Origin of the sequence: Quadrisphaera granulorum, assembly GCF_003149145.1 — a bacterium.
In the GTDB taxonomy this organism is placed as follows: Bacteria; Actinomycetota; Actinomycetes; order Actinomycetales; family Quadrisphaeraceae; genus Quadrisphaera; species Quadrisphaera granulorum.
Map to the genome: position 1 here is coordinate 1 of NZ_QGDQ01000014.1, position 19,276 is coordinate 19,276.

Sequence of the window (19,276 nt, forward strand, 5' to 3'; positions counted from 1 at the left end):
GGGGGGGGAAAAGAGGGGGGGGGGGGGGGGGGGGGGGAGGCGTCACCGGTGACGATCTCTGGTGCTGCGATTCGCGGGGCTCGGAGAATGTGCCCCTTCGTTGTGACGACGCGACTACTCCCAAAGGGCCGATTCTCCGAGCTCTCCCGGCAGAGCGGAGAACGTCCCGCTCCCGCGCGCTGTGCGGATGGCGCACGCCTGTGCCTGGAGCCTCGTCCGTGAGCGCGGCCTCCGCGTCGAGGGGCTCGCTGCACCACGTCGAGCTCTGGGTGCCCGACCTTGCCCGCGCGGTGCCGCGGCGCTCCCGCGGTGGTCGTGGCTGCTCGGTGAGCTCGGCTACACGCTCTACCAGTCGTGGGAGCGCGGAGCGAGCTACCGGCTCGGGGTCACGTACATCGTGCTGGAGCAGTCGCCAGCGCTGGCGGGTGACCGGCATGAGCGGCTGCGGCCCGGCCTGAACCATCTCGCGTTCCGCGCCGGCACCCGTGAGCAGCTCGACGCGCTCGTCGCTGCCGCTGGTGAGCACGGGTGGCGCCTGCTGTTCGTTGACAAGCACCCCTTCGCCGGCGGTCCTGACTACTGCGCCGGCTACCTCGAGGACGACGACGGCTTCGAGGTGGAGCTGGTCGCGGAGTCCGAGTCTGACGCCGGGTCCGAGTCTGACGCCGGGTCTGAGTCTGACGCCGGGTCCGCGTGTGATGCCGTGCCGGAGACCGCGCAGGGCGTTTGAGTCTGGTCGGGTCGGTAGGCCCGCCAGAACACTTCGACGCCGGTGGCGGCGCGCTCGCGACTGCGCTGTGACGACGGCGGCGGCTCGCCGAGCATGCCGCGGTCGAGGTCAGCGCCCATGACGAGAAAGGCGAAGTGCTCGGCTGCGATGCTCGGGTTGTCAATGCTGAGTCGGCCGTGTTCGGCGAGTACGGCGAACGTGCCGGTCAGAGCGGTGAGCACGGCCTCGGGGGCGCGGCGGCGGTAGTCGGCGAGCAGCTCGGGGAAGCGCTCGCCCTCGCGAGCGAGCAGCCGTCGCAGCGGGACGACGGGGCCGGCGAGCACCGTGAGCGCCAGCTCCTCCGCGAGCGCTCCCAGGGGTGCGCGTACGTCGGGGGCCTCGGCCAGTTCGTGCACGTGGGCGAGCAGCTGGCACGTGAAGCGCTCCGCGGTGTCGAGGGAGCACTCCAGCGCGGCGCGGAACAGCGACGGCTTGTCGGCGTAGAGGTTGAACACCGTCCGCTTGGCCAGTCCAGCCTTCGCGGCGACCTGCTCGACGGTGGTGGCGTCGTAGCCGTGAGCCAGAAAGCAGGCCGTCGCGGCGGTCAGCACGCGGTGGCGTGAGCGCGCGGCCCGTGGGTCCTCGCGGCGTGCGTCGTCGTCGTGATCCTTGGTGACCGCCACCAACCCTCCCTCCGCGTGGAGTCCTGGGACGTGCATCCCGTCGGCGCTACCGTACGACCGGCACTCTTGCACTGACCGGTGCAAGATCGTGGGGGGAGAGGTGGCGGTCGTGGCACGGGCAGAACTCGACGGGTCGGCGGCGGTGACGCGCAGCCTGCTGGGCTGGGGCGTGGTGGCAGGACCGTTCTACGTGGTGCTCGGGCTGGCGCTGGCCCTGACCAGGCCCGGGTTCGAGCTCTCCCACCATGCGCTGTCGCTGCTCATGCTGGGCGAGCACGGATGGTTGCAACGGACCAATCTCGTGCTGACCGGGCTGATGGTGCTCGCGGCAGCGCTGGGCGCCGCGCGGGCGCTGCGTGATGGTCGCGGGTTGGCGATCGCGACGACGACGGCGATCTACGGCCTGGCGTTGCTCGCCAGCGCTGTCGCGCTGCCCGACCCCGCGGCGGGCTTCCCACCCGGATCGGCCGATGTGCCGACAGCGACAACCATCAGCACCCACGGGCTGCTGCACATCGTCTTCGGGGCGCTCGGGTTCCTGGCGCTGGCGGTGGGGACGTTCGCTGAGGCGACGTGGCGCGCGTCGCTGGGGGAGCGCGGCGCCGCCCGGCGCTCGCGGCTGCTGGGTGCGGTGGTGCTGGTCGGCTTCCTGGCCGGGGCGGCGCTGGCCCAGCTGGTGATCGGGACGCTGCTGCTCTGGGTGGCCGTGCTCGCCGGGTTCGCGTGGTTGGCGCTGGCCACCGCGCGCCTGTACGCGCACGTGCCGCACCCGCTGTACGCACGGCGCTCGGCCCCAGCCGCCGGCTGAGGGCGTCTCACTGCTCTGCGGTGAGCGAGACGCTGCGGACGGGCACCGGAACCGGCAGCGCCGCTGCATCCGGCGGCCCGGGATGAGGTGGGCGCGGGGCGCCGACCAGCGCGCCGGCCTCGCCCGGGCCGTCGTCCACCTCCCCTGGGTGGATCCGCGCCACTCCCCGAATGGCACGGGGTGGCCCTGTGCCAGTAGGAGTGGCACAGGGCCACCCCGTGCCATTCAGGGGCGGGCGGCACGGCGGCCAGGGGCGGGCGGCACGGCGAGAGCGGGCGCGCCAACGCTGCCTACGCGGGCGTGAGGCTCCGGCGGGGGAGCGGGCTCGAGTAGACGACGTTCGTCGTGATGCCGCCGAGCGTCGCCAGCTTGCCGGCGATGCGTTCCAGGTCCCGCATGCTGCGCGCGAGCACCTTGAGGATGAAGCAGTCGTCACCGGTGACGTGGTGCGCTTCGACCACTTCCGGCAGCACGGCGAGCAGGTCATGGAACGGCTTGTAGTTGCCGCTCGGGTAGGCCAGCCGCACGAACGCCTGCACGCTGTAACCGAGTGCCTCCGGATCAACCACGGCGGTGTACCCGGTGATGACGCCGAGGTCGGTGAGCCGACGTAGCCGGTCTGCGGTGGCGCTGGGGGAAAGGTTCACCGCGCGGGCGAGGTCGGCGACGCTCATCCGCCCGTCGCGCTGCAGCACCTCCACGACGCCGCGGTCCACGGCATCCAGCGCGATCTGTGGGTTCGACGGCACGAGCGCCAGGATGCCAGCGGATCCACGGCACAACGACGCCAATGCCGTGGATCACCCCTGTCCAGCGCAACACCGCGCCGCTTCCATGGACGCCATGACCACCAACTCCACAGCCCGCCCCGCGGTCTCCGCCGTCGACTTCTTCACCGCCAAGCTCGCCCACCAGACCGACCCGGCCGACCTCGCGCACGCCCGTGCCACCGGCGCCGCACCGCTCGTCGTCGACGTCAGGTCCGCCGCCGGGTGGGCCCAGGGCCGCATCCCCGGCGCCGTGCACATCCCCCTCGCCGAGCTCACCGAGCGCATCGGCGAGCACGCACCCGACCGCGACGCCGACGTCGTCGTCTACTGCTGGGGACCCGGCTGCAACGGCAGCACCCGCGCAGCGCTCGCCCTCGCGCTCGCGGGCTACTCGCACGTCAAGGAGCTCATCGGCGGCTACGAGTACTGGGTGCGCGAAGGCTTCGCCGTCGCCAGCGACGCCGGCCGCACCCGCCACGCACCCGACCCGCTGACCGCCCCCGTCGGCTGACCCGCAGGATGAGAGCGTGGCGCGCGACCTGACCTACGAGCACGTCGGCGCCACCCACCCCGCCGACCCCGATTGGCCGCCCGTCGCAGCGCCCGCCGGCTTCCGCCGCCACGAGTCCACCACCCTGATCGGGCAGGACGACGACGGCGACGACGCCGTCTGGCGCTCCGCCGCTGACGCCGCGCTCTCGTGGGGAGTCAAGACGCGCAGCGGCTTCACGGTCCACCCGTCGCCAGGGCCCGGCGGGGTCACGCTCGGCGAGGAGCTCTGGGTGCACGCCGCGTTCGGTCCGCTGACCGTGCGTGAGCCGGTGCGCGTGGTCGCTGTCGTCGACACCCCTGACCGCTGCGGGTTTGCGTACGGCACGCTGCGCGGTCACCCCGTCAGCGGCGAGGAGGCCTTCGTCGTCCACCGAGACCCCGACGGCCGGGTGTGGCTGACGCTGCGCTCGCTCACCCGACCCGCCCCCGGCGGCCTGTGGCGCGCCGCCTTCCCGGTGCTGCTCGTCGCGCAGCTCCTCTACCGCCGTCGGTACCAGCGCGCTCTGGTCACCTCGCGCTGATCAAGCAGAAGACCCGCACATCCGGGCCGGACGTGCGGGTCTTCTGCATGATCACCAACGGGCCTCGGGGCGCACCTCAGGCCGAAGCGGCTCTCGGCACGATCTCAGTTCTCGTCTGCGACGGCGTCCACGCCCTGGACCTCGCCGGGGTCCACGCGGAGACGGCGTCAGCGAGCCTCGCGTGGAGGCGGACCTCGCCGTCGTCGTCCCCAGCGGTGAGCAGGGTCCGTACGTGGTCGCTCGCCCCGACCACGGCCGCACGGCCGCCCAGGGCCGTCGTGCGGCGCAGCGTGCTGAGGAGGACGGCGATGCCGTCGTCGTCGGCACGATCGACCCCCGCCGCATCGACCACCACGTCCGGAGCGGCGGCGGAGGCCGACGCACCGGCGGCCGTGTCGTCCCGCGGACGCCGAGGGGCCCAGGTCTGCAGGAGCGCCCGTTCCAGTGCGGAGCGAAGGTTCGGACCGGCGCCGTGATCGAGGCGTCCGGTGAGGGTCATGACGCACAGGGCGGGTGCCCGGGCGCCTCGCGAATGGACCTCCACGGCCACCAGCAGCAGCGATCGGCTGGGTCTGCTCGGGCTGGTGGGGGTGGGCAACGCCGACACGGAGGGGGTGGTGCTCTCGGTGGATGAGGAGGGTCTGGCGGCGTCGGTGGGGCTGGTCGGCGGGGTGTTCGGGGCGGTGGAGCGGATGACAGACAGGGGCATCGGGCGCCTCCTCATCGTGCGCTCTGTGCCTGATGGGTGACTTAAGGTAGTCACAGGAGTCACAGCTGAACAAGGGGCTAACGGCCCTTCCATCAGGCACATCGGGGTGTCGCCGGAGTGGCGCCGACGTGTCGCGCGACACGCCCCGGCGGCGTCAGGCGAGCGCTGCCCTCGGCGCTGCGCTGTGGCCGAATCCGGGGCCGCGGGCGATGGCCTCGGCCAGGGTCGCGTGCAGGGAGACCACGCGGTTCACGCCGGTCATGGTGAACAGTCGGATGGCCTGCTCGCTGGCGCCGACCAGGGCGAGACGCCCGCCGAGCTTCGTGGTGCGGCGCAGGGTGTTGAGCAGCGCGCCGAGTCCGGCCGAGTCGATGAACTCGACCGAGGCGAGGTCGACCACCACGTCGGATGCTCCGCCGGTGCCGTCGGCGGGCAGGGCGAGGTCGGTGGCGGAGCGCAGGCGGGGGACGGAGGCGAGGTCGAGGTCGCCGACCAACGTCATGACGCGCAGCGGCAGTGCGGTTCCGGCACGAGGGTGGTCCTGCAGGTCGACGTGCAGGTTGCCCATCGTCTCGGGGTGATCGCTGGACGGTGCGGCAGGTGAGCAGCTCATGGACGGACCCGTCAAGGAGGGCGCGTCGAGGAGCACGGGCGCGCGAGCCGGCGGTGCAGGAAGTCCCCGGGCCATCCGCACCGGGGCGGACGGGGCTGGAGATCACCCAACGTAGTCCTGTGATCGCGGAGGATCAAGACCACGGCGGACATACAGGGCAGTCGCGATGTTCCGGACCTAGCCTTGACGGATGGACCTGGGACTGAGCGGCCGCGTGGTGCTGGTGGTCGGGGGCACGGGCCTCGTCGGGAGTGCCGTGGTGCAGCGACTGCGCGAGGAGGGGGCGACCGCCGTGGTCGCCTCCCGCTCCACCATTCCCGATGAGCACGGCACGAGCCTGCGGCTCGACGCTCGCGACGACGCCTCCGCAGCGGCTGCCGTCGACGCCGTGCTCGCTCACCATGGGCGCCTCGACGGCCTCGTGGTGACCGCGGCGCCCAGCGCGCAGACGCTCGACCCTTCCCGCAACGACGACCCGGCCCAGGTGCTGGAGGCGTTCGACGCCAAGGCCGTCACCTTCCTGCGACTGGCCAACGCCGTCCTGCCCGTGATGCGGGAGGCCGGCTACGGGCGCGTGGTCGGCATCAGTGGGCAGAACGCCTTCATCACCAGCAACACGACCGGCGCGGTGCGCAACGCGGCGCTCATCGTGATCGCCAAGAACCTCGCCGACGCGGTCGCTGGCAGCGGCATCACCGTCAACACCGTGAGCCCGAGCACTGTCACCCCGACGCCGGCTGCAGAGGTGGCACCGGGCCGAGGTGGCGAGTCGAGCCCGGACGAGATCGCCGACCTCGTGACGTTCCTGCTCTCGCCGAGGGCGCGCGCCATCTCGGGGGAGTCGATCACCACCGGTCACCGCGTCCGCGGCGTCGTCTCCTTCTGACCCGGGATCGCGACGACGACGGCGGCGGCGAGGCGTCGCCGCTGTCGCCACCTGTTCCTGCAGGTCGACAGCATCGAGAAAATCAGCGTGTGCACGGAACGTCAGTCGAGCCAGCAGGCTCGGCATTCACGGTGCGCCCTTTCCGGTGGCTATGGATCGCGACGCTGTCTGCGCAGGGCGCATCGGCGGTCGCTTCGGTGGCCGTCCCGGTCATCGCTATCAGGACCCTGGAAGCAACGCCCGCCGCCATCACGGTGATGGCCACCTCGGCCGCGTGCGTCGGTCTCGTCATGGCGCTCCCCGTCGGCACCTTCGCCGAGTTTCGTCGCAAGCGCCCCCTGCTGGTGGGTGCGGATGCCGTGCGCTTCTTGGGCTTCGCCTCCCTCACCGTAGGAGCAGTCAGCGGCAGGCTGTCGATGCCCTGGCTCATCGCCGTCCTCTGCCTCAACGCGGTGATGCAGATGCTCTTCGGCAGCGCCTCGCTGGCGCACACGAAAGACCTCATGCCCCGTGAGCAGCGCGCTGACGCTCTGGGCAAGCTGCAAAGCGCCACGTGGATCGCGTTGATCGTGAGTCCGGTGCTCGCTGGCGTGCTCACCGCCTGGGCGCCCGACGTCGTCGTCCTCGGCTGCATTGCTCTGGGCTTCCTGGGGAGTGCGCTGTCGATCTCGAGGATCCGCCAGCCGGAATCTGCGCCCCCTCGCCGAGAGGCGCACCAACGCCGGCTCGCCGACGTGCTGGAGGGCGTCACTTTCTACGTCAGCAACCCCACGCTCCGCCGGCTGCTCCTGTACTGGGTGCTCTTCGCGGGCGCCGTTGCTGCGCTGACGCCTGTCACCCAAGTGTTCTTCCTGCGCGACCTGGGGTTCTCTGCCGCGCAGTACGGCCTGGCGATGGGCATCCCGTCGATCGCCGCGCTCGGCGGGGCGCTCGCTTCGGCGACGGTGATGCGCCGGCTCGGTACGAACCAGGTCATCGTGCTGGGGACGTTCGCGCGGGTGCCCTTCTACTTCCTCTACCCGGTGTTGCCTTCGGGGGAGCTGGGTGTGGCCCTCGCTGTCGTGGCGTTCTCCGGGGTGCTCTTCCTCTCGGCGCTCATCAACACGTCGCTGTCGACGCTGAGGATCGAGTTGGTGCCCGATCACCTCCTCGCCCGCAGCAGTTCCACCTGGCTCATGGCCACCGCCGTGGCCGGGCCGGTGGCGATTCCGCTGGTGGGAGCGGTCATGTCGATCGCGTCTCCGCGCGCAGCCCTCGTCTGTATCGCAGTGATCGTCGTCGTCGCAGCGTTCGTGCTGCCGTTGACGCTTCTGCGGTCACAGACCGAGTCCCGCTGACGCACAGATCTGGATCAACGAGCCCATGGGGATCTCTGGTCCGGATCACTGTGGCGGACTTCAGGGTCACAGAAGGCCCGATCCTGACCCTGAACTCCGCCACGGCGGTGCTGAGGCAGGGCCGACCAGTCGGCGATTGCTGTTGACGGAGTGGGCGGAGATCGGTCACCCTTCTCCTAGCACCACCTGAACCATCAGCTTCATCCGTTCCATAGGTCATGAGCGTCAGCAACAAGCCCTGGCTAGCTGACCGGCAACCCTCGCTCTGCGGCGGGGTGCCCCAGGTGACGACCCGACCGGACTCCGCACCACGCGGCGCCCGGTAAGCGCGAGGCCCCGAAGGGGGCGAGAGAGGTCTCCGATGTCCCAGGTCCACCTGGCGCTCGCCCTCGGCGATGCCCACCCCGACCGACCGTCGTCCTGGCTGCAGCTGGTCTGGGCGGCCCGCGAGGCGGAGCGCGCCCTGCTCGACCTCGTCACCCTCGATGCTCCCGCCGGACGTGGTGTCGCCGGATACGAGGACGACGAGCTCGCCGCCGTCCTGGCTGCCACCAACCTGGCCACGGTCACGCGCAGCACCGGTCTGTTGCCCACCGTGCACGCCGGGCACACCGAGCCCGGTCGGCTGGCCCGTGCCGTCGAGGAGCTCCACCGCGTCAGCGGTGGCCGCGCGGGCGTGCAGCTGCGGGTGCCCGTGCCCGCTGACGAGGAGGGCTGGGTCCGCACCATCCGTCGTCGCTGGATCGGCGACGACGACGGCGATGCTCCGCTCGTGGCGCTCCCAGGACGCGCCGTGGGCCGGCGCGGCCGTGGCCGGCATGCTGCGCCGCCCGCCTCCGCGGACCTGGCGTTCGTCGCTCCCGACGACACCGCCGCAGCAGCACGCCAGGCGGCTGCGCTGACAGCGGGACGCCGCAGCGACGGTCCGCGGCACCTGCTCGGCGACGTCGTTGTCGTCCTCGATGACCGCGCAGACCGAGCGCGCGCTCGGGCGAAGCAGCTCCTGAACGGCGAGGGTGCGCACTCGAGCACCGCGCCGGAAGGCGCGCTGCGGTTCGTGGGGACGCCGTCGCAGCTGGCGGACCTGGCCCAGCAGTGGCGCGCCGCCGGGCTCGCCGGGCTGCGGCTGCACCCCGCCGACCCCGTCCGTGACCTGCTGGCCGTGACACGGGGCCTCGTGCCCGAGTTGCAGCGGCGCGGGGCCTTCCGCCGCGACTACGCGGAGGCGACGCTGCGGGACCGGTTCGACCGGCAGCACACGGGCCAGCGCAAGGGCGTCGCGCCGCAGGTGCGCCGCGTGGCCGCCTGAGCAACGGCGCCGGAACTGGAGCTGGAACAAGCGCGCCTTCACTCTCGCTGACCCGAACGTGGCTGCCCACCCCGCAGATCCGATGCGCCCCCTCCACCTCGCTGTCGCCCTCGACGGCGCGGGGTGGCACCCCGCCGCCTGGCGCGAGCCCACCGCCCGCCCGCGCGACCTGTTCACCGCTCGCTACTGGACCGACCTGGTCCGCGAGGCCGAAGCCGGTCTGCTCGACCTCGTGACCATCGAGGACGCGCTGCGCCTGCAGTCCGACGACCCGCGTCGCCCCGACGAGCGCACCGACAGGGTCCGCGGCCGCCTCGACGCCGTGCTCCTGGCGGCGCGACTCGCGCTGGTCACGCGGCACATCGGCCTCGTGCCGAGCGCCACGGCCACGCACACCGAGCCGTTCCACCCGTCCAAGGCCATCGCCACGCTCGACCACACCACCCGCGGGCGCGCCGGGGTGCGGGTGCAGGTGTCACTGCGCCCCGACGAGGCCGCGCAGTTCGGCCGCCGTCCCGAGCTGGCGGCCCTGGCCACCCTCGCCCCCGGCCAGACCCCGCCGGCGGCCCTCGTCGAGGACGTCTTCGACGAGGGCCGCGACTGGGTGGAGGTGCTGCGCCGCCTCTGGGACTCCTGGGAGGACGACGCCGAGATCCGCGACGTCGCCACCGGCCGCTTCATCGACGCGGACAAGCTCCACACCGTCGACTTCACCGGCCCGCACTTCTCCGTGCGCGGCCCGTCCATCACGCAGCGCCCCCCGCAGGGCCAGCCGCTGGTGGCGGCCCTGTCCCACGTGCCCGTGGCGCACCGGTTCGTCGCGCGCAGCGCGGACCTGGGCTTCCTCACCCCTCACGACGACGACGAAGCGCGCCGCCTCGTCGCGGCTGTCCGCGACGAGCGCGAGGTCCAGCCCGCCTGGCCGGACGGCGTGGGCGACCAGCCGCTGCGCCTGCTCGGTGACGTCGTCGTCGTCCTCGATGAGACCCCCGGCGCGGCGGCGGAGCGGCTGGCCCGCCTCGACGCCGCCGCCGGCACCGCCCTGGCGCGCACGAGCGACGCGCTGGTCTTCGCGGGGACCCCGGCCGAGCTCGCCGACCTGGCCCTCGCCTGGCAGCACGCGGGGCTGGACGGGCTGCGGCTGCGGCCCGCCGTCCTCCCCGACGACCTGCACGCCATCACGCGCACGCTCGTGCCCGAGCTGCAGCGCCGCGGGGTCTTCCGCACCGCGTACGCCGAGCGCACCCTGAGGGAGCGCCTCCGGCTGCCGCGCCCCACCAACCGCTACGCCCTCAGCTCCACCGCTGACACGGCCGACAGAGAGGCTGCCCGATGAGCCGCCACAGCACGCGCAAGCGCCAGGTGCACCTCGCGGCGCACTTCCCCGGCGTCAACAACACCACCGTGTGGTCCGACCCCGCCTCGGGCAGCCACATCGACCCGGACTCCTTCGTCCACTTCGCGCAGACCGCCGAGCGCGGCAAGTTCGACTTCCTCTTCCTCGCCGAGGGGCTGCGGCTGCGCGAGCACGCCGGGCGCATCTACGACCTCGACGTCGTCGGTCGACCCGACACCTTCACCATCCTCGCGGCGCTCGCGGGCGTCACGACGCACCTCGGGCTGACCGGAACGATCAACTCCACGTTCAACGAGCCGTACGAGGTGGCGCGGCAGTTCGCCACGCTCGACCACCTCTCCGAGGGACGGGCGGCGTGGAACGTCGTGACCAGCTGGGACGCGTTCACGGGGGAGAACTTCCGCCGCGGGGGCTTCCTCGCGGCGGAGCAGCGGTACGAGCGGGCGCGCTCCTTCCTCGACACCGCGTTCGAGCTGTTCGACTCCTGGCGCGGTGACGAGGTGCTCGCCGACCAGGCCACGGGCCAGTTCCTGCGCGCGCCCGGGCCAGGGGCGTTCGAGCACCACGATGCGCACTTCGACATCGCCGGTCACACCACCGTGCCCCGCAGCCCGCAGGGCCGGCCGGTCATCTTCCAGGCCGGTGACTCCGAGGAGGGCCGGGAGTTCGCCGCGCAGCACGCCGACGCCATCTTCAGCCGCCACGGCACGCTGGAGGAGGGCCGGCCCTTCTACGCCGACGTCAAGGCACGCCTGGCGAAGTACGGGCGGGAGCGCGACGAGCTGCTCGTCCTGCCCGCCGCCACCTTCGTGCTCGGTGACACCGACGCCGAGGCCGAGGAGCTGGCCCGTGAGGTGCGCCGCGCGCAGGTCAGCGGCGCCACGGCCATCGTCTTCCTCGAGCAGGTGTGGAACCGCGACCTCTCGGCGTACGACCCCGACGGTCCTCTTCCTGACGTCGACCCGGTGGTCGGCGAGGAGCTCATCAGCAAGGGCCGTGCCAGCGTGCGGATGTACCGCGACCCGCTGGCCACCGCGAAGGCGTGGCGCGAGCGCGCGCAGGCCGAAGGCCTGTCGATCCGCGAGCTCATGATCGAGCAGACCGCGCGGCAGACGTTCGTCGGGTCACCGACCACCGTCGCCGACCAGATCGAGCACCTCGTCGAGGCTGAGGCCGCCGACGGGTTCATCCTCGTCCCGCACATCACCCCGGCCGGGCTCGACCCGTTCGTCGACCGGGTGGTGCCGATCCTCCAGGAGCGCGGCGTGCACCGCACCGACTACGAGGGCACCACCCTGCGCGAGCACCTCGGCCTGCGGCCCCTGCCCGTCCCGAGCCTCCTCACGACGACGGTGGGGGCAGCGGGGGTGTCAGCGTGAGCACGCCGCTCGCCGTCCTCGACCTGACGCCCGTCCCCTCGGGCAGCACGGTCGCGCAGGCGCTCGCGAACAGCGCCGACCTCGCGGAGTCCGCGGAGAGGTTCGGGTACGCCCGCTACTGGGTGGCCGAGCACCACCTCAACCCTGGCGTGGTGGGCGTCTCGCCCGCGGTCGTGCTGGCCCTGGTGGCAGGGCGGACGCAGCGCATCCGGCTCGGCGCAGCCGCCCTGCAGACAGGACACCGCACGGTGCTGAGCGCCGTGGAGGACTTCGCGCTGCTCGACGCCGTCCACCCCGGGCGCATCGACCTCGGCATCGGGCGCCCCGGGGGGCCGCCGCGCGGGCCCGACGGCTCGCTGCCGGCACCCCCGCCGCCGCCCACGCCCGAGCAGGCCGAAGGCACGGTCGTCGATGGGCTGCGCATCCCCGGCCCGTTCCCGCTGGGCCCGCTGCTCACGTCGCCGCGGTTCGCGGCGATCCCCGAGCTGGTTCCCGTCCCCGCGGCCGACGCACCGAGCTTCGGGGAGCAGGTCGACACGATCCTGGACCTGCTGGCCGGCACGTGGAAGTCCTCCACGGGCGTGCCCCTGCAGGTGCACCCCGGCACCGGCGCGGACCTGCAGCTGTGGCTGTTCGGCAGCACCGGCGGCACCACCGCGGCGGTGGCGGGGGAGCGCGGTCTGCGCTTCGGCGCGAACTACCACGTGGCCCCGCAGGGCGTCCTCGACGCCGCCCGTGCCTACCGGGCGGCGTTCCGCCCCGCTGACGGACCGCACGGCCTGGCGCAGCCGCACCTCACGGTGTCCGCCGACGTCGTCGTCGCCGAGACCGACCAGGAGGCCGCCCACCTGGCCGCCGGCTACGGCCCGTGGGTGCGTTCCATCCGCACGGCCGCCGGGGCCATCCCCTACCCCAGCCCGTCCGAGGCCGCCGAGCTGACCTCGCCGGACCACTGGACCGACGACGACGACGACGCGCTGGTCCGCGACCGGCTCGCGACGCGCTTTGTGGGATCCGCCACGACCGTGGCTGACGGCCTGGAACGCCTGCGCGACGCCACCGGCGCCGACGAGCTGCTCATCACCACCACCACCCACGACCACGCCGCCCGTATCCGCTCCTACGAGCTGCTCGCCGCCGAGTGGGGAGACCGGTGACCCAGCTCGCCCCCGACCCGCGCGGCACGGACCTGCCCGTGCTCGACCAGCTCGACAGAGCGGTGTGGAACGCCCTCCACGGCCCGCACGCGGCGCTCGCGGTGCGGCAGGGCCGCGTGGTGACCTACCCGGCCGACGTCTCCGTCTTCGCCTCGCTGCCCGCATCCCCGACCCCTGCCGACTGGGACGACGCCGCAGCGCTGGCCCGTGCCGGCGCCGACGGGTTGCTCGTGGTCACGGGCGATGTGCCCGAGCCGCCCGCCGACTGGACCGTGCTCATGGACCTGCCGGGCGTGCAAATGGTGGCCACCGATGCCGTGGCATCCGCGCCGTTCCCCGAGGCCGTGCAGCTGGACCTCCATGACCGGCGCGACGTGGCCGACGCGCTCGCCCTGGTGGAGCGGACGAAGCCGGGTCCGTTCTTCCCTCGGACCATGGCGATGGGGACCTACCGCGGCGTCCGGCGTGGCGGCGAGCTGGTCGCGATGGCGGGGGAGCGGCTGCACCCCGAAGGCGCCGTGGAGATCAGCGCGGTGTGCACCGACGCCGCCTGGCGGGGGCAGGGACTGGGCACGCGCCTCGTACAGGCGGTGACGCACGGCATCCGCGAGCGCGGTGAGGTGCCGTTCCTGCACGCGTCGGCGACGAACACCGGCGCGATCCGGCTCTACGAGCACCTCGGGTTCCGCCTGCGCCGCACCACGCGCTTCACAGCCCTGTGTCCACCCACCCCCACTCCCCGTCCGTGATCATGGGCCTCCGCCACCTCGCTGCGGCGGTTCGTGGACGTTGTGTTCCGGTGTGGCCAGGTATGCCGGAACACAGCGCCCACGAACGGCGTCTGCACCCTCTGGACGACGACGATCAAGCGCCTTCGCGCCACATCGAGGGCTCGCCCACCGGCGCGGCGAACGCGCCAGCCGAGACCGTGTGAGAAGACCCTCAGCCGCCAGCGCCTGCCTGGCCGGGCGGAACCGCAGCAGCGTTCTTAGCGTCGATGAGGTCGGTATTCGCCGGCGACCTTCGAGCAAGGGAGGCTGACATGTCCACGACGGACAAGCTCAAGAACGCGGTGCAGCAGGTGGTCGGCAAGGCCGAAGAGGCCGTCGGCAAGCGCACGGACGACCCGGAGCTCACCGCCCAGGGACAGAAGGACCAGGCCATGGGCGCCGCGCGGCAGAACGTCGAGAAGGCCAAGGACGCCGTCAAGGGCTGAGAGCCCGGCCATGAGCACAGCCACGACGCCGAGCAGCTCCGCTGCTGGGCTGGGCGCGGTCGCCGTGAGCGGCGCTGCTGAACCTGTCGTGCACCACCTGGTCAGCGCTGTGAGCGCCTCCCCGGAGCTCACCGCGCTGGACCTGCACGAGCAGCTGGAGCTGCTGGCCGCGGTCAGCGAGCCGTGGCGTCACCCCGGTGGTCGCCGGCACTCCCGCGTGCCGGAGCTGCTGGCGCTCGCGCTCGGGGGCGACTGGCCCAGCCGCATCCACGCCGGGCTCACCGAACGCCTCGGTGAGCCGGTGGCCCCGCATCAGCTGCCGCGTCTGGAGGACGACGTCGTCGCCGTCCTCGATGGCCCCGACGCGCGTCGCGCGGCGTTCGTGACCGACGTCGTCCGTCTCCTGCGGACAACGCCCGCCCGCTGAGGTCTGTCCCTCCACGAGCACGCACCGCCGTCGCCGTCGCCCCGGATCGCGCCCACGCGGCCGGGGCGTCGCGCTGCCCGAGCTGCCGAGCGCCCTTCTGCTGGGCAGGCTCAGGTCCGGTGGGGAGTCTCCAGTCCGCATCCGGGCCCAGAACCGGGCATCAGCCTGCCCACCGGACATCAGCCTGCCCACCCAACACCACCGGACTCGCCCTGACGTGCTCCGCCGACAGCGATCCGGGTGCAGCCGGCCCGGGACCTCGAGATCTCCGCGCGCCAGCCGCGGCCCGCATGGGTAGCGTGGTCAGCCGTGCTGACGGTGCCCTCCGACGACCAGGCCCAGACCGACACGAGCGCCGAGAGCAGCTCTGAGACGAGTTCCGACGCCACCCAGGTGGTGCCCACCGGCGTGGTGCTGCCCGACGGTGAGCCGCTGGCCGGTCCGTGGCGGCAGGTTCCGCTGAGCGGCCTGGTCGCGTTGCTGGAGCATTCGGCGGACGTGCCCCCGGACCGGCCGCGCGTCGTCGCCGTCGACGGTCGTGGCGGCAGTGGCAAGTCAGCCCTGGCCGACCGCCTGCTGGCCGCCGTCGAGGGTGGCGTGCTGGTCCGCACCGACGACATCGCCTGGAATCACGGCTTCTTCGATTGGACCGACCTCATCGTCGACGGGGTGCTGCGGCCTGCCCGTGATGGCCAGGCCGTGAGCTTCCGCCCGCCGGCGTGGGACGAGCGCGGTCGCGAGGGGGCCATCGAGGTGCCCGAGGGCACCCGGTGGCTGTTCCTCGAGGGCGTCGGCGCCGGGCGCCGTGAGCTGGCCGACTACGTCGACGTGTCGCTGTGGGTGCAGTCCGTGCCGGCCGAGGCCGAGCGGCTCGGCATCGACAGGGACGTCTCCCTCGGCGTCAACGGTGAGCGCGAGGAGGCCACGCGCTTCTGGCACGAGTGGCAGGCCGAGGAGCTGCCGTTCCTCGCGGAGCAGCGGCCGTGGGAGCGCGCCCGCATCGTCATCGCCGGGGCCGGGCTCGCGGGGGTGCTGCGCGAGGAGGTCGTCGTCGCCCCGCGGCCTCTCGTCGTCCCGACGGTCATCTCGAGTGGTGGTGCCCCGAGCGAGGACACTGGCGAACCCACGGAGATCACCTACGACGAAGCGCGCTACCCCGCCCGCCCGCGCCGTCTGCGCCCGCAGGCCCAACTGGGCACCCGCCGCCGCCGAGCCCCACACCGTCGCACCGCCGACGGCACCAACCCGGCGTACGTGGCGTGGCTCGTGCAGCAGTCGATGCTCGCCGACGCCGAGGGCCTGTCCCGCCAGCTGAGCGGCAGCCCGGCGATGTGGCGTAACCCCTACGCCCGCCCGAACGCGCGGCGGGCTGTCTCGACGTCGTCGGTGTGGTTCACCGCCTACCCGATCTCGCTGATCACGCGGCCGGGGGAGTCGTTCCTGGCGTCGGTCGCCGACGAGCGCCTGTGGACCGCGTTCGAGCAGATCGGCATCGACGGCATCCACACCGGCCCGGTGAAGAAGGCCGGCGGCATCACCGGCTGGGAGGAGACCCCCAGCGTCGACGGGCACTTCGACAGGATCAGCACCCAGATCGACCCGCTGTTCGGCACCGAAGACGAGTTCCGCGCGGTCTGCGAGGTGGCGGACGCGCACGGCGGCTCTGTCATTGATGACATCGTTCCTGGTCACACGGGTAAGGGCGCTGACTTCCGCCTGGCCGAGATGGGCCACGGTGACTACCCCGGCATCTACCACATGGTGGAGATCCCCCGGGAGGACTGGCACCTGCTGCCCGACGTGCTCCCGGGCCGCGACGCGGTCAACCTCGACGCCATCACCGAGGCCCGTCTGGCCGACGCTGGGTACATCATCGGCGCGCTGCAGCGCGTGATCTTCTACCAGCCGGGCATCAAGGAGACCAACTGGAGTGCCACCGCCGAGGTCACCGGCGTGGACGGGCAGGTTCGTCGCTGGGTGTACCTGCACTACTTCAAGCAGGGCCAGCCCTCTATCAACTGGCTCGACCCGACGTTCGCGGGCATGCGCCTGGTCATCGGTGACGCCCTGCACTCCCTGGCCGAGCTGGGCACGAGTGCCCTGCGCCTGGACGCCAACGGCTTCCTGGGGGTGGAGAAGTCGGCCGAGGGAGCCCCGGGCTGGTCGGAGGGCCACCCGCTGTCGGAGGCCTCCAACCACGTCATCGCGAGCACGGTCCGCAAGGTCGGTGGGTTCACGTTCCAGGAGCTCAACCTCGGCATCGAGGACATCCGCGACACCGGCCGTGTCGGTGCCGACCTCTCCTACGACTTCGTCAACCGCCCCGCCTATCAGCATGCCCTGGTCACCGGTGACACGGAGTTCCTGCGCCTGACGCTGAACACGTCGCTGGAGGTCGGTGTCGACCCGGCCTCCCTCGTCCACGGCATGCAGAACCACGACGAGCTCACCTACGAGCTCGTCCACTGGGCCACCGCGCACACGAACGACGAGTACGTCTTCCGCGGTCGGCCCACCACGGGCGCGGAGCTCGCCGAGGCCATCCGCGGCGACCTGCTCGCCGGCATCACCGGCGACGCCGCTGACTACAACCACGTCTTCACCACCAACGGCATCGCGTGCACCACCGCCTCGGTGATCGCCGCTTCCCGCGGTCACAAGACGCTGGATTCGATCGGCGACGACGACGTCGAGATGATCCGGCGGGCGCACCTCCTGCTGGCGATGTTCAACGCCTGGCAGCCCGGGGTGTTCGCGCTGTCCGGGTGGGACCTCGTCGGCGCGCTCCCGGTGCCGATCGAGCAGGTGGCGGCCCTCACGGACACCGGTGACACGCGCTGGGTCGAGCGCGGCGCGCACGATCTGCTCGACGTCGCCCCCGACGCCACGGCCTCGGCGAGCGGCATGCCGCGGGCGCGGGTGCTCTACGGGGCGCTGCCGGCGCAGTTGAAGGACGAGACGTCGTTCGCGTCGCGGCTCAAGGGCCTGCTGGCGCTGCGCGCGAAGTACAACATCGCGACGGCGACGCAGGTCGACGTCCCCGCCGTCGCCCACCCGGGGATGCTCGTCATGGTGCACCGCCTCGATGGCGGAGACTCGAACCGTTCGGCCGGGCTGCAGGTCACGGTGCTGAACTTCACCGGCGAGCGCATCGAGGGCACCGTGCGCTCGGAGCACTTCACGCCGCGGATGGCCGTCATCGACGCTCGCGACGACGGCGAGATCGGCTGGGTGGACGACCTGCAGAGCTTCGGCGTCTGGCTCAGCCCCTACAGCGGCCTCTTCTTGATCCTCAAGGACCCGGGCTCCCCCGACGAGGACCTGCGCCGCGCCTCTCGCTAACTCTCCCCTCCGTGATCATGGACTTCCGCCACCTTCTCCTGTCGTGATCATGGGCGTCCGCCACCTGTCCACGGTGGCGGACGCCCATGATCACGGAGGGGGTGATCACGAGGGGTCAGGCGCGCTCCTCGCGGTGGGCCAGCACGCCCTTGTGGATGAATGCGGCCAGTACGCCCCCGACCAGCGGCCCGACGATGAACAGCCACACCTGCCCGAGCGCCGCCGGTCCGGCGAACAGCGCCGGAGCGATGGAGCGGGCCGGGTTGACGGAGGTGTTGTCGACCGGGATCGAGATGAGGTGGATCACCACGAGAGTCAGGCCGATGGCCAGCGGCGCGAAGCCGACAGCCCCCTTCGGTCCGGTGGTGCCGAGCACGACGAGCACGAACACGGCCGTCAGCACCACCTCGATGAGCAGCGCCGCCGCGAGGCCGTATCCCTCGGGGGAGCGGTCGGCGTAGCCGTTGGTGGCGAACCCGCCGGTGGCGTCGAAGCCCGCTCGACCGCTGGCGATCGCGAACAGCGCCGCGGCTCCCGCGACCGCGCCGACCAGCTGGGAGACCACGTACAGCGGCAGCTCGCGCCACGGCAGCCGCCCCGCGGTGGCCAGTCCCAGGGAGATGGCGGGGTTGAAGTGCCCGCCGGAGATGTGGCCGAACGCGTAGGCGCCCGTGGTCACCGCCAGGCCGAACGCCAGGGCGACTCCGAGCCAGCCGATCGCCACCTGGGCCCCGGTGTCCCCGGGGGCGGCGCTCGTGGCGAGCACGGCCGAGCCGCACCCTGCGAACACCAGCCAGAACGTGCCGAGGAACTCGGCGCCAGCCTTCTGCACCGTCGAGCTCATGGTCCTGTGCTCCTCTCCGCGGGTCTCACCCGCGCTCCGTCATGCGGACGGCGCGGGCAGTGCCCGCGCCGTCGTCGATCAGCATCGTGGCGCGGTCGGGGGGCGGACCGCGCGTGAACCCGTCAGGTGGCGCGCCCCGATCCGGCGAGGCCAGCAACGTCAGCCACGTCAACTACCCCAGCGACCTCCGTGACGTCGCTGATCTCGACGTCCACCGCGGTGACTTCCAGGCCGACGAGGTCGCGCAGTGCCGTCGTCACGGCCCTGCGGACGTGCGCGGCCACCTCGGGCGCGTTGCATCCCAGCTCGGTGACCACGCTTACCTCGACCAGCGCCTCGCGCTCGCCCACCTGGACCTGCACCCCCGGAGGCCCCGCCCACGACGGCCCCGGGACCAGCTGCCCCACCGTGCCGAGGGCCCGCTGGGTCCGCGTGCCGAGGTCGTGGACGCCGGGCACGTCGCGGGCGGCCAGACCGGCCACGGTGGCGATGACGTCGTCGGTGGTGGTGGTCGCGCCGGCGACCCGGACGTCCGCCGGTGTGGTCGTCACCGGCGCACTCGGAGCTGACAGGTCGGTCATGGCCCTCCTCGCAGTTCCGGTGGCCGCCATGACGACCGGATCACTGCCCCGCACGAGGCTTACACCGTAAGAAGCA

Annotated in this window: 20 protein-coding genes, 1 pseudogene and 1 riboswitch; of the genes and pseudogenes, 14 read left to right on the forward strand and 7 right to left on the reverse strand. The window is 72.5% G+C overall.

Translation table 11 applies throughout. From position 1 onward, the window contains the following. Positions 1 to 218 precede the first annotated feature (218 nt). Positions 219 to 631 (forward strand): annotated as a pseudogene (locus tag BXY45_RS24710) (VOC family protein); the annotation flags it as partial. Here BXY45_RS24710 and BXY45_RS11900 read toward each other — a convergent pair. Then, on the reverse strand, positions 589 to 1,428 hold the full coding sequence (locus tag BXY45_RS11900; RefSeq protein ID WP_109774731.1) for a TetR/AcrR family transcriptional regulator C-terminal domain-containing protein: 840 nt from the start codon (positions 1,426 to 1,428) through the stop codon (positions 589 to 591). The pseudogene BXY45_RS24710 and the gene BXY45_RS11900 overlap by 43 nt on opposite strands. 73 nt (positions 1,429 to 1,501) lie before the next feature. On the opposite strand from BXY45_RS11900, the gene BXY45_RS11905 reads away from it, so the two are divergent. Next, a complete protein-coding gene (locus tag BXY45_RS11905) occupies positions 1,502 to 2,200 on the forward strand; it encodes a DUF998 domain-containing protein (protein WP_211319504.1) in 699 nt (232 codons plus the stop codon). A gap of 7 nt (positions 2,201 to 2,207) precedes the next feature. Here the strand turns inward: BXY45_RS11905 and BXY45_RS24545 are convergent, their stop codons facing one another. Together BXY45_RS24545 and BXY45_RS11910 are read right to left on the reverse strand one after the other, a co-directional pair. Continuing rightward, positions 2,208 to 2,339, reverse strand: a complete 132-nt coding sequence (locus tag BXY45_RS24545; protein WP_281270588.1) for a hypothetical protein — start codon at positions 2,337 to 2,339, stop codon at positions 2,208 to 2,210. 151 nt (positions 2,340 to 2,490) lie between these two features. Continuing rightward, the gene (locus BXY45_RS11910; protein WP_109774732.1) at positions 2,491 to 2,949 is read right to left on the reverse strand and encodes an Lrp/AsnC family transcriptional regulator; all 459 of its coding nucleotides are present in this window, start codon (positions 2,947 to 2,949) and stop codon (positions 2,491 to 2,493) included. Between the two features lie 85 nt (positions 2,950 to 3,034). Here BXY45_RS11910 and BXY45_RS11915 point away from each other — a divergent pair, with 85 nt between their 5' ends. Together BXY45_RS11915 and BXY45_RS11920 are read left to right on the forward strand one after the other, a co-directional pair. After that, positions 3,035 to 3,481 carry a rhodanese-like domain-containing protein gene (locus BXY45_RS11915; RefSeq protein ID WP_109774733.1) on the forward strand — a complete coding sequence of 149 codons (447 nt, stop codon included), beginning with the start codon at positions 3,035 to 3,037 and terminating at the stop codon, positions 3,479 to 3,481. 16 nt (positions 3,482 to 3,497) lie between these two features. Beyond that, on the forward strand, positions 3,498 to 4,043 hold the full coding sequence (locus BXY45_RS11920) for a DUF1990 domain-containing protein (RefSeq protein ID WP_211319506.1): 546 nt from the start codon (positions 3,498 to 3,500) through the stop codon (positions 4,041 to 4,043). A 76-nt stretch (positions 4,044 to 4,119) separates the two neighbouring features. Here the strand turns inward: BXY45_RS11920 and BXY45_RS11925 are convergent, their stop codons facing one another. Together BXY45_RS11925 and BXY45_RS11935 are read right to left on the reverse strand one after the other, a co-directional pair. Beyond that, positions 4,120 to 4,752, reverse strand: a complete 633-nt coding sequence (locus BXY45_RS11925) for an STAS domain-containing protein (RefSeq protein ID WP_146211172.1) — start codon at positions 4,750 to 4,752, stop codon at positions 4,120 to 4,122. A gap of 154 nt (positions 4,753 to 4,906) precedes the next feature. Continuing rightward, complete coding sequence (locus tag BXY45_RS11935; protein WP_170131472.1) at positions 4,907 to 5,365, reverse strand: STAS domain-containing protein; 459 nt, start codon at positions 5,363 to 5,365, stop codon at positions 4,907 to 4,909. 190 nt (positions 5,366 to 5,555) lie between these two features. Here BXY45_RS11935 and BXY45_RS11940 point away from each other — a divergent pair, with 190 nt between their 5' ends. The 10 genes from BXY45_RS11940 to treS all read left to right on the forward strand — a co-directional run bounded on the left by BXY45_RS11940 (position 5,556) and on the right by treS (position 17,775). After that, on the forward strand, positions 5,556 to 6,251 hold the full coding sequence (locus BXY45_RS11940; protein ID WP_109774737.1) for an SDR family NAD(P)-dependent oxidoreductase: 696 nt from the start codon (positions 5,556 to 5,558) through the stop codon (positions 6,249 to 6,251). A gap of 131 nt (positions 6,252 to 6,382) precedes the next feature. After that, on the forward strand, positions 6,383 to 7,588 hold the full coding sequence (locus tag BXY45_RS11945; RefSeq protein WP_170131473.1) for an MFS transporter: 1,206 nt from the start codon (positions 6,383 to 6,385) through the stop codon (positions 7,586 to 7,588). A gap of 214 nt (positions 7,589 to 7,802) precedes the next feature. Then, positions 7,803 to 7,923: riboswitch (SAM riboswitch) on the forward strand. A gap of 26 nt (positions 7,924 to 7,949) precedes the next feature. Beyond that, positions 7,950 to 8,897, forward strand: a complete 948-nt coding sequence (locus BXY45_RS11950; protein WP_109774739.1) for an LLM class oxidoreductase — start codon at positions 7,950 to 7,952, stop codon at positions 8,895 to 8,897. Between the two features lie 82 nt (positions 8,898 to 8,979). Beyond that, a complete protein-coding gene (locus tag BXY45_RS11955; protein WP_109774740.1) occupies positions 8,980 to 10,233 on the forward strand; it encodes an LLM class flavin-dependent oxidoreductase in 1,254 nt (417 codons plus the stop codon). Beyond that, on the forward strand, positions 10,230 to 11,633 hold the full coding sequence (locus BXY45_RS11960; RefSeq protein ID WP_109774741.1) for an NtaA/DmoA family FMN-dependent monooxygenase: 1,404 nt from the start codon (positions 10,230 to 10,232) through the stop codon (positions 11,631 to 11,633). Before BXY45_RS11955 ends, BXY45_RS11960 begins: the two co-directional genes overlap by 4 nt. After that, complete coding sequence (locus BXY45_RS11965; RefSeq protein ID WP_109774742.1) at positions 11,630 to 12,790, forward strand: LLM class flavin-dependent oxidoreductase; 1,161 nt, start codon at positions 11,630 to 11,632, stop codon at positions 12,788 to 12,790. Before BXY45_RS11960 ends, BXY45_RS11965 begins: the two co-directional genes overlap by 4 nt. Further along, positions 12,787 to 13,539: a GNAT family N-acetyltransferase gene (locus tag BXY45_RS11970; protein ID WP_109774743.1), complete on the forward strand. Its 753-nt coding sequence runs from the start codon at positions 12,787 to 12,789 to the stop codon at positions 13,537 to 13,539. The genes BXY45_RS11965 and BXY45_RS11970 overlap by 4 nt, the downstream gene beginning before the upstream one ends. A gap of 293 nt (positions 13,540 to 13,832) precedes the next feature. Continuing rightward, complete coding sequence (locus BXY45_RS11975) at positions 13,833 to 14,006, forward strand: CsbD family protein (protein ID WP_109774744.1); 174 nt, start codon at positions 13,833 to 13,835, stop codon at positions 14,004 to 14,006. 10 nt (positions 14,007 to 14,016) lie between these two features. Further along, positions 14,017 to 14,433 carry a hypothetical protein gene (locus BXY45_RS11980; protein ID WP_109774745.1) on the forward strand — a complete coding sequence of 139 codons (417 nt, stop codon included), beginning with the start codon at positions 14,017 to 14,019 and terminating at the stop codon, positions 14,431 to 14,433. A gap of 1,083 nt (positions 14,434 to 15,516) precedes the next feature. Continuing rightward, the gene (gene treS / locus BXY45_RS11985; RefSeq protein WP_109774822.1) at positions 15,517 to 17,775 is read left to right on the forward strand and encodes a maltose alpha-D-glucosyltransferase; all 2,259 of its coding nucleotides are present in this window, start codon (positions 15,517 to 15,519) and stop codon (positions 17,773 to 17,775) included. 115 nt (positions 17,776 to 17,890) lie between these two features. Here the strand turns inward: treS and aqpZ are convergent, their stop codons facing one another. Continuing rightward, positions 17,891 to 18,619, reverse strand: coding sequence for an aquaporin Z (gene aqpZ / locus BXY45_RS11990; protein ID WP_109774746.1), 729 nt, complete (start codon positions 18,617 to 18,619; stop codon positions 17,891 to 17,893). A 122-nt stretch (positions 18,620 to 18,741) separates the two neighbouring features. Then, positions 18,742 to 19,200: an Asp23/Gls24 family envelope stress response protein gene (locus tag BXY45_RS11995; RefSeq protein ID WP_170131474.1), complete on the reverse strand. Its 459-nt coding sequence runs from the start codon at positions 19,198 to 19,200 to the stop codon at positions 18,742 to 18,744. Between the last annotated feature and the right edge of the window lie 76 nt (positions 19,201 to 19,276).